Origin of the sequence: Pseudomonas hamedanensis (assembly GCF_014268595.2) — a bacterium.
Taxonomy (GTDB): Bacteria; Pseudomonadota; Gammaproteobacteria; order Pseudomonadales; family Pseudomonadaceae; genus Aquipseudomonas; species Aquipseudomonas hamedanensis.
The window spans coordinates 4,485,949-4,498,690 of sequence record NZ_CP077091.1; the positions used below are offsets into that span (position 1 = coordinate 4,485,949).

13 protein-coding genes are annotated in these 12,742 nt (G+C 61.2%); 8 read left to right on the forward strand and 5 right to left on the reverse strand.

Going from position 1 to position 12,742, the window contains the following annotated elements; translation table 11 throughout:
• Positions 1 to 120 precede the first annotated feature (120 nt).
• Together HU739_RS19510 and HU739_RS19515 are read left to right on the forward strand one after the other, a co-directional pair.
• Positions 121 to 792, forward strand: coding sequence for a TetR/AcrR family transcriptional regulator (locus tag HU739_RS19510; protein WP_186551217.1), 672 nt, complete (start codon positions 121 to 123; stop codon positions 790 to 792).
• Between the two features lie 33 nt (positions 793 to 825).
• Positions 826 to 1,680: a sulfurtransferase gene (locus HU739_RS19515; protein WP_186551216.1), complete on the forward strand. Its 855-nt coding sequence runs from the start codon at positions 826 to 828 to the stop codon at positions 1,678 to 1,680.
• Positions 1,681 to 1,931: 251 nt separating this feature from the next.
• On the opposite strand, the gene HU739_RS19520 is transcribed toward HU739_RS19515, so the two are convergent.
• From HU739_RS19520 to HU739_RS19535, 4 genes are all read right to left on the reverse strand, one after another.
• A complete protein-coding gene (locus HU739_RS19520) occupies positions 1,932 to 2,927 on the reverse strand; it encodes a hydrolase (RefSeq protein WP_186551215.1) in 996 nt (331 codons plus the stop codon).
• A gap of 198 nt (positions 2,928 to 3,125) precedes the next feature.
• Positions 3,126 to 3,740: a 16S rRNA (guanine(966)-N(2))-methyltransferase RsmD gene (gene rsmD, locus HU739_RS19525; RefSeq protein WP_186551214.1), complete on the reverse strand. Its 615-nt coding sequence runs from the start codon at positions 3,738 to 3,740 to the stop codon at positions 3,126 to 3,128.
• Positions 3,740 to 5,227: a M16 family metallopeptidase gene (locus tag HU739_RS19530; RefSeq protein ID WP_186551213.1), complete on the reverse strand. Its 1,488-nt coding sequence runs from the start codon at positions 5,225 to 5,227 to the stop codon at positions 3,740 to 3,742. Before HU739_RS19530 ends, rsmD begins: the two co-directional genes overlap by 1 nt.
• Complete coding sequence (locus tag HU739_RS19535) at positions 5,220 to 6,575, reverse strand: M16 family metallopeptidase (protein ID WP_186551212.1); 1,356 nt, start codon at positions 6,573 to 6,575, stop codon at positions 5,220 to 5,222. Before HU739_RS19535 ends, HU739_RS19530 begins: the two co-directional genes overlap by 8 nt.
• A 344-nt stretch (positions 6,576 to 6,919) precedes the next feature.
• On the opposite strand from HU739_RS19535, the gene ftsY reads away from it, so the two are divergent.
• The 4 genes from ftsY to rpoH all read left to right on the forward strand — a co-directional run bounded on the left by ftsY (position 6,920) and on the right by rpoH (position 11,073).
• Positions 6,920 to 8,413, forward strand: a complete 1,494-nt coding sequence (gene ftsY / locus HU739_RS19540; RefSeq protein WP_186551211.1) for a signal recognition particle-docking protein FtsY — start codon at positions 6,920 to 6,922, stop codon at positions 8,411 to 8,413.
• The gene (gene ftsE / locus HU739_RS19545) at positions 8,410 to 9,081 is read left to right on the forward strand and encodes a cell division ATP-binding protein FtsE (protein WP_003229148.1); all 672 of its coding nucleotides are present in this window, start codon (positions 8,410 to 8,412) and stop codon (positions 9,079 to 9,081) included. The genes ftsY and ftsE overlap by 4 nt, the downstream gene beginning before the upstream one ends.
• Complete coding sequence (gene ftsX, locus HU739_RS19550; protein WP_053124717.1) at positions 9,078 to 10,103, forward strand: permease-like cell division protein FtsX; 1,026 nt, start codon at positions 9,078 to 9,080, stop codon at positions 10,101 to 10,103. The genes ftsE and ftsX overlap by 4 nt, the downstream gene beginning before the upstream one ends.
• 115 nt (positions 10,104 to 10,218) lie before the next feature.
• The gene (rpoH, locus tag HU739_RS19555) at positions 10,219 to 11,073 is read left to right on the forward strand and encodes an RNA polymerase sigma factor RpoH (protein WP_016772717.1); all 855 of its coding nucleotides are present in this window, start codon (positions 10,219 to 10,221) and stop codon (positions 11,071 to 11,073) included.
• A gap of 180 nt (positions 11,074 to 11,253) precedes the next feature.
• Here rpoH and mtgA read toward each other — a convergent pair whose 3' ends face one another.
• Positions 11,254 to 11,976 (reverse strand): monofunctional biosynthetic peptidoglycan transglycosylase, encoded by a 723-nt coding sequence (gene mtgA, locus HU739_RS19560; protein ID WP_186551210.1) that lies wholly within the window; start codon positions 11,974 to 11,976, stop codon positions 11,254 to 11,256.
• 74 nt (positions 11,977 to 12,050) lie between these two features.
• On the opposite strand from mtgA, the gene HU739_RS19565 reads away from it, so the two are divergent.
• Positions 12,051 to 12,431, forward strand: a complete 381-nt coding sequence (locus HU739_RS19565; RefSeq protein ID WP_186551209.1) for a DUF423 domain-containing protein — start codon at positions 12,051 to 12,053, stop codon at positions 12,429 to 12,431.
• Positions 12,432 to 12,502: 71 nt separating this feature from the next.
• A complete protein-coding gene (gene thiS, locus HU739_RS19570; protein ID WP_186551208.1) occupies positions 12,503 to 12,703 on the forward strand; it encodes a sulfur carrier protein ThiS in 201 nt (66 codons plus the stop codon).
• Positions 12,704 to 12,742: the final 39 nt, after the last annotated feature.

Sequence of the window (12,742 nt, forward strand, 5' to 3'; positions counted from 1 at the left end):
GGACTTTTTAGAGTCTATACTCTAGAAAGTCAAATGACTTCCCGGCACAGCAGTGTTTTATCCATTTCCGGTTAGGTCGTAAGATGCTCCGTCTACGCACTCTGAATTAAAGCTCAAGCCATGGCCCCACGAATAAAAACCAGCGAGCGCATCGTGCAGAACAGCCTGGAGCTGTTCAATCAACAGGGCGAGCGCAGCATCAGTACCAACCACATCGCCGCGCACATGGAGATTTCTCCGGGCAACCTGTACTACCACTTCCCTAACAAGCAGGCGATCATCGCTGTGTTGTTCAGCGAGTACGAAGCGCTGGTAGACAGCTTCCTGCGGCCGCCGCAGGGGCGCGCGGCAACCGTCGAAGACAAGCGTTTCTATCTCAAGGAATTGCTGTCGGCGATGTGGCGTTACCGCTTTCTGCACCGCGACCTCGAACATCTGCTCGACAGCGACCCGGAACTGGCCGCGCGTTACCGGCGCTTTTCCCAGCGCTGCGTGATCCAGGGCGCGGCGATCTACGAAGGTTTTGTCGCCGCCGGGATTCTGAAAATGGATCGCGTGCAGATCGAATCGCTGACCCTCAACGCCTGGATCATCCTGACGTCGTGGGTGCGTTTTCTGTGCACCACCCGGGAGAATTCCAATCATCTCAGCGAACAGGCGGTAAAGCGTGGCGTGTACCAGGTGCTGGTGCTGGAGGCGGGATTCGTCACCGAGCAGGCGCGTGAGCAAGTCAATGCCCTGTTCGACGAGTTCTACGTACCGCTGGCCCAGGCCCTCGAAGACGTGCAATAAACCGTAGTGTTGAAAGCCACCAGGAGCCCCGTTATGCCGATAGCGCAATTGATCAGCCCGCAAGCCCTCGATGCCCGCAAAGAGCAGCCGGGGCTGGTGATTCTCGATTGTCGTTTCGCCCTCGAAGATCCGGACTACGGCCAACGCAGCTACGCCGAAGGGCACATTGCCGGGGCGAGCTTTGCGGACCTGGAGCGTGACCTCAGCGGTAAGGTCGAGAAGGGCGTAACGGGTCGCCATCCATTGCCGGAGCCGGCAGCCTTGATCGAGCGCCTGCAAGCCTGGGGCATCAGCAATGACAGCGAGGTGGTTTTGTATGACGACGGTCCGGGCGCATATGCCGCGCGGGCGTGGTGGTTGCTGGCGTGGCTGGGCAAGCGTGACGGTGTGTTTATCCTCGATGGTGGGCTCAAGGCCTGGCACGCGGCTGGCCTGCCGCTGAGCCTGGATCCGCCAAGCGTGACGCCGGGCAGTTTTACCGGTCAGCCTGACATGCGCCTGCTGCTCAGCGCCGAACAATTGCAGCAACGCCTCGGCCAGCCAACGCTGACCCTGCTCGACGCCCGCGCGCTGCCGCGTTTCAAAGGCGAGGTCGAACCGATTGATCCGGTTGCCGGACATATTCCCGGTGCGCAATGCGCGGCATTCACCGACAACCTCGGGAGCGACGGGCGATTCCTGCCGGCGGCGCAACTCAAGCAGCGCTTTGCGGAGAAACTGGGCGACCGCTCGCCGGCTGATCTGGTCGCCTATTGCGGCTCCGGGGTGACGGCGTGTCACAACTTGTTTGCACTGTGCCTGGCGGGTTATCCGTTGGGATCTTTGTATGCCGGGTCGTGGAGCGAGTGGATCAACGAGCCTTCGCGCGGCGTTGCCACCGGCGCATAACCACCACAAACCTCCTGTAGGAGTGAGCCTGCTCGCGATAGCGGTTTGTCTGTGAATTCAGCGCTGATTGACACACCGCTTTCGCGAGCAAGCCCGCTCCCACATAGTCTCGTGCGACATGGCAAAATCTGATCAAAGCGCAAATCCGTGTGGGAGCGGGCTTGCTCGCGAAGGCGTCCTGTCAGGCATTGATTTTTAACTGACGAACCGCTATCGCGAGCAGGCTCACTCCTACAGGGGGGATGCGGTGTTCACAGGCAGGCGGCGGCCAGCCACTGCGGAATACGCCGCTCCAGGTAATACCCGGGCTGACGAATCGAGCCGTCGACGAAACCGACGTGACCGCCACGCGCCTGCAATTCGAACTGCGTACAGTCCGACAGCTCAGCCGCTTGCGGCAGGCTGTGGGAAAACACGAACGGATCGTCCGCGGCCTGAATGATCAGGGTCGGCGTGCGAATCTCGCCGAGGTAGTAGCGGCTTGAAGCGCGGCGGTAGTAATCCTCGGCGTCGGTGAAACCGTGCAGTGGCGCCGTCACCCGGCCGTCGAAGTCCCAGAACGTGCGCATGTTTTCCAGCGAGCCGAGCGCCGCCAGTTTTGCCAGCCCGTCCTCACGCCCGTCATGCTGGAACTGGCGCTGCTTGTTCTTGATGTAAGCGACCATCTCGCGCATGAAGTGCGCCTGATAGACCCGGGAAAATCCTTGGCCGATACGGTCGGCACACTGATCGAGGCGGAACGGCACCGACACCGCCACCGCGCCGAGTACGCCGCTGGCGCTGCCGGTTTCGCCCAGATGTTTGAGCAGTACATTGCCGCCCAGTGAATAGCCAACCGCGTACAGCGGTGCCAGCGGGCGCTTGGCGCGCAGGTGTTGGATGGCTTCGGCAAGGTCTTCGCTGGCGCCTGAGTGGTAGCTGCGTGGCAACAGGTTCGGTTCGCCGGAACAACCGCGCCAGTTCAGCGCGACGCTGGCCCAGCCCTGATCGGCCAGCGCCTTTTGAATGCCCGCCACGTAGGGCGAATTGGACGAACCCGTCAGACCGTGCAGCACCAGTACCAGTGGCGCCTCGGCACTGTGCGGGCCGTGCCAGTCGAGGTCGAGAAAGTCGCCATCTTCGAGCCATAAGCGCTCTCGTTCACGTTCGATATGCACCGTCTTGCGCCACAGCGGCCCCCACAAGGTTTGCAAGTGTGGATTGCCGAGGCCGAAGGCGGGGATAAACCGTTCTGAAGAGGCGGACACGATGGTTCTCGATGCAGCGATGTGATGAGGCCCACAAGGCCGATAGTCAGTTTTCAGAATACACAGGCTCATTGTGGCGAGGGAGCTTGCTCCCGCTGGGCTGCGCAGCAGTCCCCTGCTTTTGAGTAGAAAAAGAGGGGCCGCTTCGCGACCCGGCGGGAGCAAGCTCCCTCGCCACAGGTACTTGCTCGCCTTGGACTAATCGGCGATGTCTGCCGTGCGCTGCCACAGCGCGTAATAAACCCGCCCCGATTTCTGTTCACGGTGCAGGCGCCAGTTCCCCGGCAGGCCCAGAGTCGAGGGCGCTGTCTCGCTTTCAGTGTAGATCCACGAATCCGCCGCCAGCCACTGACGTTCTTCCAGCAATGTGCAAACCGCTGGCAGCAGGTTCTGGTTGAACGGCGGGTCGAGGAACACCAGGTCGAACGGCGTCGCGGTCTGGGTTTCCAGATAGCGCAGCGCGTCGGCGGTCTGTACCTGACCGTTGGTGCAGCGCAGGGTGCCGAGGTGTTCTTTGAGGCTGGAGACGGCAATGTTACTGGCATCCAGCGCTTGGCCCATGGCCGCGCCACGGGACAACGCTTCGAGAAACAGCGCGCCGCTGCCAGTGAACGGGTCCAGCACTTTCGCCCCTTCAACGTACGGCGCGAGCCAGTTGAACAGGGTTTCACGCACGCGATCCGGCGTCGGGCGCAGGCCTGGTGCGTCAGGGAAGCTCAACTTGCGGCTGCGCCACTGGCCGCCAATGATGCGCAGCTGATTGACGCCGTTATGCACGTTATGCGCAGGTTTTTTCGCTGGTCGAGTGGCCATTAATGCTCCGGAACCCCGAGCGGTTGCTCGGCAGGTTTGTCAGATGGGGCCGGTAACGGCTCTTGCGGCACGGTCGGGCCGGCGGTAACGATGACCATTTTATCCGTGCTCAGGTGTTTGTTCAGGGCCTCGCGGACTTGTTCCACGGTCAGGCTCTGGGACTGACGCATGAAGTCGTCCAGATAGCTCAGCGGCAGATTATAGAAGCCCATGGCGCCGAGTTGGCCAACGATATCGGCATTGCTCGCGGTGGACAGCGGGAAACTGCCGGCCAGCTCGCGTTTGGCGTCGTCGAGTTCTTTCTGCGTCGGCCCGCTTTTCAGGTAATCGGCGAGTACGTCCTGCACCAGTTTCAGCGTGCCTTCGCTCATTTGCGCGCGGGTCTGCAGGTTGATCATGAACGGGCCGCGGGCTTGCATCGGGCTGAACGCCGAATACACACCGTAGGCCAGGCCACGTTTCTCGCGCACTTCGCTCATCAGGCGCGTACCGAAACCGCCGCCACCGAGAATCTGGTTGCCCATCGACAGCGCCGCATAATCCGGATCGTCACGGTCGATGCCCAGTTGCGCGAGCATCAGGTTGGTTTGCTTGGACGGGAATTCGATGTGGCTGACGCTGGCCTTCGGTTCCTGCGGCTGAGCGATCGGCGCCAGCGCCGGGCCCTTCGGCAGGGCGGAGGAGACCTGATTGGCAATCGCCTCGGCTTCTGCTCGCGACAAATCACCTACCAGCGCAATCACCGCATTACCTGCGGCGTAGGCCTTGGCATGGAATGCACGCATTTGCGCGACGGTGATCTTCGGCACGCTCTGCGGGTTGCCGTCGCTCGAATGCGCGTACGGGTGATCGCCATACAAGCGCTTCATCAGCTCCAGGCTGGCGAGTTTCCCGGGGTTCTGTTTCTGGTATTCGAAACCGGCGAGCATCTGGTTCTTGATGCGCGCGAAGGAGTCCGCCGGGAAGGTTGGTTTGCCGACCACTTCGGCGAACAGCTTCAGCGCCGGTTCACGTTTATCGGCGGCACTCAGGCTGCGCAGGGAGGCCAGCGCCATGTCCTTGAACGCACCATTACCGAAATCGGCACCGAGGCCTTCGAAACCCTGAGCGATCGCGCCGACGTCTTTACCGGCGATGCCTTCGTTGAGCATGGCGTTGGTCAGCACGGCGAGGCCAGGGGCGTTGCCGTCCTGACTGCTGCCGGCGGCGAAGATCAGGCGCATGTCGAACATCGGCAGCTCATGGGCTTCGACGAACAGCACTTTGGCGCCTTCAGCGGTGTTCCAGGTCTGCACGTCTAGCTTGCGGCTGGCGGGGGCCTTGCCGTCGAGCTCGGCGAGCGATTGCAGTTTCTGGCTGGTTTTGGCGTTATCCAGTGCTTCGCTGGCCTGGCTGTCAGCGCTTGGCGACAAGTACACCGCGGCAGAGCCGATCACGGCCACGCCGATCAGGCCGAGCAACAGGCGTGGGGATGTGCGCTTACTCATGAGTCGTCTCCAGTGGCAGGACGTGGGCGACGCTGAGACGTTCGCGGGTGAAATACTTTTTCGCGGCGTTCTGGATGTCTTGCGGAGTCACGCTTTCCAGATCGGCCAGTTCAGTGTCCATCAACTTCCACGACAGACCGACCGTTTCCAGTTGACCGATAGCGGTGGCCTGGCTGGTGATCGAATCACGTTCGTAGACCAGACCGGCGATGACTTGGGCGCGCACGCGCTCCAGCTCTTCGGCAGACGGCGCGGTGGTTTTCAACTGCTCGAGCAGCTTCCACAAGCCGGCCTCAGCCTGAGCGAGGGTCTTTTTCTTCTGCGTGTTCGGCGTCGCCGACAAGGTGAACAGGCTGTCGCCACGGGTGTAGGCGTCATAGTCCGACGAGCCGCCGGAGACCAGTTCTTCGCCGCGCTCCAGTTGTGTCGGGATGCGCCCGCTGTAGCCGCCGTCGAGCAGAGCGGAGATCAGGCGCAAGGCGTTCACCGAACGCTTGTCTTCGGCAGTGGCAATGCTCGGTACGTTGAAACCGAGCATCAGGCTCGGCAGCTGGGTTTGCACGCGCAGGGTGATCTGGCGTTCGCCGGGCTCGGCCAGTTCCAGCGGCTTTTTCGCCGCCGGCACGTCGCGCTTGGCGACCGGACCGAAATAGCGCTGGGCGAGGGTTTTCACTTCGTCCGGGGTGACGTCACCGACCACCACCAGCGTTGCGTTGTTCGGCGCGTACCAGGATTGGTACCAGTGGCGCAGCTCTTCGACCTTCATGCGTTCCAGGTCGGCCATCCAGCCGATGGTCGGCGTGTGGTAGCCGCTGGCCGGGTAGGCCATGGCCTTGTAGCGCTCGTAGGCCTTGGACATCGGCTTGTCATCGGTGCGCAGGCGGCGCTCTTCCTTGATGACTTCGATTTCCTTGGCGAACTCGTCGGCCGGCAGGCGCAGATTGGCCATGCGGTCGGCTTCCAGCTCGAAGGCCACGCCGAGGCGGTCGCGGGCCAGCACTTGGTAATACGCCGTGAAGTCGTCGCTGGTGAACGCGTTCTCTTCGGCACCGAGGTCGCGCAGGATCAGCGAGGCTTCGCCGGGGCCGACTTTTTCGCTGCCCTTGAACATCATGTGTTCGAGCGCGTGGGACAGGCCGGTCTGGCCCGGGGTCTCATAGCTGGAGCCAACCTTGTACCAGATCTGCGAGACAACCACCGGCGCACGATGGTCCTCGCGCACGACAACCTTTAGGCCGTTGTCCAGGGTGAATTCATGAGTCGGTTGCGGGTCGGCCGCCAGGGCCGAAAGGGGCAGGCAGACTGCGCTGAGCAGCAGGCCGGCAGCGCGGCGGGCTAGAGCATTCATTCGTTTTTCAACCTGTTGGGCTGCCCGCTTGGTCTTAGCCTAGGCGGGCGAGGAGGTGCTAGGATACTGATCCGTTTTACCGGCGACCACGTCTATCAGACCTCAAGGGTTGATAAGGCTGTATAGGTTCGCGGCGCAAAGCAGTGTTTTTCCCACTAAACTCCGCGTTTTCGCCGATTTTTGCCGGTATAGACCATCGTTAAAACGATCCTTGAGGTGCCTTACGTGCCTCGACAAAATGTTGCGCGTGAACAAGCTGGATGAAACACAGTCTGTTCTGCATCGAATATTTATTTGCCGGGGCGCCCTGTTGGCGCGTCGCTACCGTGAGATAGCCGTCCTCCATGTTTGGTTCCAACGACGACAAGAAGACCCCAGCTGCGGCTGGCGAGAAGAAAAGCCTGTTCGGATGGCTGCGGAAGAAACCGCAGGAAACCGTCGTCGAACAGCCGCCCGCGATTCCTGAGCCGGCTCCGGCGCCAGCACCTGCAATAGAAGAAGAGCTGGCACCGATTGTTCTGCCGATCGCCGAGCCGGTGCTGCAACCGCAGGCAGAAGCCGAGCCTGAAACGCCGGCCGCTGCCGAGTTGCCGCTGACGTCCGCCGCCGAGCCGAGGCCGAGCTTGCCGGTAGCGGAAGAGCCGGCTGCCTTCGTCGAAGAAGCTGCGCCGCAGGTGACGCCAGTGACTCCAGCGCCGGTTGCCGTGGTTGCTGTGGAGCCTGAGCCTGCACCGGTTGTTGAGCAAGCGCCGGCGATTTCCGAGCCGAACACACGGGTTGCCCAGCCGTCCGAGCCTGAGCCTGCACCGATTGCCGCTGCGTCAGTTACCCCGGTTGCGACTGCAGTCGTGCCGGTTGAAGCCCTCGTAGAAACGCCGGTCGAAACCCCGCGCAGCGAAGAAACCAAGGCCGGTTTCTTCGCCCGCCTCAAGCAGGGCCTGTCGAAGACCAGCGCCAGCATCGGCGAGGGTATGGCCAGTCTGTTCCTCGGCCGCAAGACCATCGACGATGAACTGCTCGACGACCTCGAAACCCGCCTGCTCACTGCTGACGTAGGCGTCGAAGCCACCACGCAAATCATTCAGCGCCTGACCCAGAAGGTTGCGCGCAAAGAGCTGGCTGACGCCGACGCGCTGTACAAATCCCTGCAGGCCGAGCTGGCAGCAATGCTCAAACCAGTCGAACAGCCGCTGAAAATCGCCTCGCAGAACAAGCCGTTCGTGATCCTGGTGGTTGGCGTCAACGGCGCCGGCAAAACTACCACCATTGGCAAACTGGCGAAGAAGCTGCAACTCGAAGGCAAGAAAGTCATGCTGGCCGCCGGCGATACCTTCCGTGCCGCGGCCGTGGAGCAATTGCAGGTCTGGGGCGAGCGCAACAAGATCCCGGTGATCGCCCAGCACACCGGTGCTGACTCCGCTTCGGTAATCTTCGACGCTGTGCAAGCGGCCAAGGCCCGCGGCATCGATGTGCTGATCGCAGACACCGCCGGGCGGCTGCACACCAAAGACAATCTGATGGAAGAGCTGAAAAAGGTTCGCCGGGTCATCGGCAAGCTCGACGCCGACGCGCCGCACGAAGTGCTGCTGGTGCTCGACGCCGGTACTGGCCAGAACGCCATCAACCAGGCCAAGCAATTCAACCAGACCGTCGAGCTGACCGGGCTGGCGCTGACCAAGCTCGACGGCACCGCCAAGGGCGGGGTGATCTTTGCCCTGGCCAAGCAGTTCGGCCTGCCGATCCGCTACATCGGTGTCGGCGAGGGCATCGACGATTTGCGTACCTTTGAAGCCGAACCCTTTGTCCAGGCACTGTTTGCCGAGCGGGAGCGTTCATGATTCGTTTCGAACAGGTCGGTAAGCGCTACCCGAACGGTCACGTCGGCTTGCATGAGCTGAGCTTTCGAGTCCGTCGTGGCGAGTTCCTTTTTGTCACCGGCCATTCCGGCGCCGGTAAATCCACGCTGTTGCGCCTGTTGTTGGCGATGGAGCGTCCGACCAGCGGCAAGTTGCTGCTCGCCGGGCAAGACCTGAGCACCATCAGCAACGCGCAGATCCCGTTTCTGCGCCGGCAAATCGGCGTGGTGTTCCAGAATCACCAGTTGCTGTTTGATCGCACGGTGTTCAACAACGTCGCCTTGCCGCTGCAGATTCTCGGCCTGTCCAAGGCCGAAATCGCCAAGCGCGTCGATTCGGCGCTGGAGCGCGTGGCGCTGTCGGATAAAACCGATCTGTACCCGGGCGACCTGTCCACTGGTCAGCAACAGCGCGTCGGCATTGCCCGCGCCATTGTTCACCGCCCGGCCTTGCTGCTGGCGGATGAGCCGACCGGTAACCTCGACCCGCGTCTGGCCGCCGAAATCATGGGCGTGTTCGAAGACATCAACCGTCTGGGCACCAGCGTGCTGATTGCCAGTCACGACCTGGCGCTGATCGCGCGCATGCGTCATCGCATGCTGACTCTGCAACGCGGCCGCTTGATCGGCGACGGGGAGGCCGGGGTATGAGTGCAACACGCAGTCCGAAGGTTTCCGAGCGCGTGGCCCCGAAGGCCGCCGACCCGCAACCGCAGAAAAAGAAAAAACATGACGATGACGACGGTCCGGACTTTGCCACGCTGTTCCGCGCCTGGATTGAAAGCCATCGCGCCAGCCTGCTCGACAGCCTGCGCCGTCTCGGCAAACAGCCGATCGGCAGCTTCTTCACCTGCATGGTGATGGCCGTTGCGTTGAGTCTGCCGATGGGGCTTTCGCTGTTGCTTAACAACGTCGAGCGTCTCGGTGGCTCCTGGCAGCGCGCGGCACAGATTTCGCTGTACCTGCAACTCGACGCCAGCCCGGAGCAGGGCGAGTCGCTGCGTGAGCAGATCAAAGGCATGCCCGGCGTCGCTGATGCCGAATATGTCGGTCGCGATCAGGCACTGGAAGAGTTCCAGCAACAGTCCGGCCTGGGCGAAGCCCTGCGTGAGTTGCCTGAGAACCCTTTGCCGGGTGTGGTTTTAGTCACACCGAACGAAGTCGACAAGCCGACACTCGAAGCATTAAGACAAAAACTTTCCGAGCTGCCCAAGGTACAACAGGCGCAACTTGATCTAGTCTGGGTCGAGCGTCTGGCCGCCATCCTCAAGCTGGGCGACCGCTTTGTCTTCGGTCTGACTGTGCTTTTGGTGTCTGCATTACTTTTGGTGATAGGCAATACCATTCGTCTTCATATTGAAAACCGCCGCACCGAGATAGAAGTGATTAAACTCGTCGGCGGCACTGACAGTTATGTGCGCCGCCCTTTCCTTTATATGGGCGCGTTGTATGGCTTCGGTGCAGGGCTGTTGTCCTGGGGCGTTTTGGCGTTCGGCCTGAACTGGCTGAACGACGCGGTGGTTGGACTGGCCGGCTTGTACGGCAGTGATTTCGCCCTGGCCGGCGTGCCAGTGGCCGACGGTCTGTCGCTCTTGCTTGGCGCGGTGCTGTTGGGTTATATCGGTGCATGGATTGCAGTCGCACGTCATCTCAGGGAGCTGGCGCCGAAGTAGAATCTTTTTTGCGCGTGATTGACCTTGCGGTTTTTATGGGAACTTGTACCTGAGTTCCCGGTCAATTTTTCGCAGTGCCGAGAGGCACGAGTATGTGAGTGGGAGGTTTTTTCGTATGACCAATTCTTTGCAACCTGCGTATGCGTTGGTTCCGGGTGCGAACCTGGAAGCTTACGTGCACACCGTCAACAGCATTCCATTGCTGACGCCGGAGCAGGAGCGTGAACTGGCCGAGAGTCTCTACTATGAGCAGGATTTGGGGGCGGCTCGGCAGATGGTGCTCGCCCACCTGCGTTTTGTCGTACACATTGCCCGTAGCTATTCCGGCTACGGTCTGGCTCAGGCTGACCTGATCCAGGAAGGTAACGTCGGCCTGATGAAGGCCGTGAAGCGCTTCAACCCGGAAATGGGTGTGCGTCTGGTGTCGTTCGCCGTGCACTGGATCAAGGCGGAAATTCACGAGTTCATCCTGCGCAACTGGCGCATTGTGAAAGTCGCGACCACCAAGGCCCAGCGCAAGCTGTTCTTCAACCTGCGCAGCCAGAAGAAACGTCTGGCGTGGCTGAACAACGAGGAAGTCCACCGTGTGGCGGAAAGCCTCGGTGTCGAGCCGCGGGAAGTGCGCGAGATGGAAAGTCGTCTGACCGGCCATGACATGGCCTTCGACCCGGCTGCAGAGGCCGACGATGACAGCGCTTTCCAGTCGCCGGCCAACTATCTGGAAGACCACCGGTACGACCCGGCGCGTCAACTGGAAGATGCCGACTGGAGCGACAACTCCAACACCAACCTGCACGAAGCCCTCGAAGTGCTGGACGAGCGCAGCCGTGACATCCTCTACCAGCGTTGGCTGGCAGAAGAAAAAGCCACGCTGCACGACCTGGCGCAGAAGTACAACGTGTCGGCCGAGCGAATCCGTCAGCTCGAGAAGAGCGCGATGAACAAGCTCAAGTTGTCGATCGCCGCATAACTGGCGAATCAGTAACAAAAAACGCCCCGATCAGCGATGATCGGGGCGTTTTGATTTCCGGCTCCACACAAATCCCCTGTAGGAGTGAGCCTGCTCGCGATAGCGGTGTATCAGGCAACCTCTTCGTTACTGACAAACCGCTATCGCGAGCAGGCTCACTCCTACACTGGTTCTTCAGTGTTATTCCGACCAAGGCGCGCGACGCGAATCGTTGAGCCCCAGCAAGTAACTGTCCCCACCCAACTGACTCATCTGCTGACGAATCCAACCAGCCCGGCGAGACACATAACCGGTCGGATGACTCGCGCTCCACACCCGCGGATTGGGCAGCACCGCCGCCAGGTAACTCGCCTGCTGGCGCGACAAAGACCTCGCGCTCACGCCAAAGTGATGCCGGGCCGCCGCTTCAGCGCCAAACACGCCGTCATCCCATTCGACGCTGTTCAGGTACACCTCAAGAATTCGCTGCTTGGGCCAGAACACCTCGATCAGCGCGGTGAACCACGCTTCCAGGCCCTTGCGCAGATAGCTGCGGCCAGACCACAGAAACAGGTTTTTCGACACTTGCTGACTCAAGGTGCTGGCGCCGCGAATCGAGCCGCCCAGTTCGTTATGGGCCAGTGCGGCCTGGATCGCGCGCAGATCGAAGCCCCAATGCTCGGGAAATTTCTGGTCCTCGCCGGCTATCACCGCCACCTTGAGGTCGTCGGAGATCTCGTCCCACGGCTTCCAGCTGCGTTGCAGATCGATCGGCTCACCGTCGACCCAGGACTCGATCTTGCGTTCGACCATCAACGCCGTTCCCGGCGGTGGCACAAAGCGAAACACCAACACCAGCAAGACACTGCCACCGGCGAACCAGAGCAGGGCCTTCGTGAGACGACGGAAAATTGAACGCAGCATAGAGATGGCTTGGCCGAACCCGTGGAGCGGGCCATTATACAGACCCTGCCGAACGCGTCTGACTGGAGTTCCCCATGCTGCGTGGCTTTTTGATGCTGGCCGCTTTTTTCGGATTCACCGGTGTTGCGCTGGGCGCCTTTGCCGCCCATGGCCTTAAAAACCGTCTGACCCCGGAGTACCTGGCGATTTTTCACACCGGCGTCACCTACCAATTGGTGCACACCTTGGCATTGTTCGGCGTGGCATTGCTGGCCACGCAGATTCAAGGCCGGCTGGTCGCTTGGGCCGGCGTTTCCTTCGCCGTGGGTATTCTGCTGTTCTCGGGCAGCCTGTACGTGCTGACTATCACCGGTATCAGCAAACTCGGCATTATTACGCCGTTCGGTGGCCTGGCGTTTCTGCTCGGTTGGGTCTGCCTCGGCCTCGCCGCCTGGCGCTTGCAGCTAACCGCTTGACGCTTGGTGCTGACCTTTAGGTCATGATCGGGCTAGAATGCCAGCCCCTAAAAATGATGGCGGCGTTGTGCATGCGCATTCAGTTGAACGGTGAGTCCTTTGAATTGCCCGACGGTGAAACCGTTGCGGGCCTGATCACCCGTCTGGATCTGACCGGACGCCGGGTGGCGGTCGAGCTCAATCTGGACATCGTCCCGCGCAGCCAGCATGCCGATACCCCATTGAACGATGGCGATAATGTCGAAGTGGTGCACGCCATCGGCGGCGGCTGATCGCCCTCGGCCCGCAAGGGCAAGCATTCTGCAAGACCC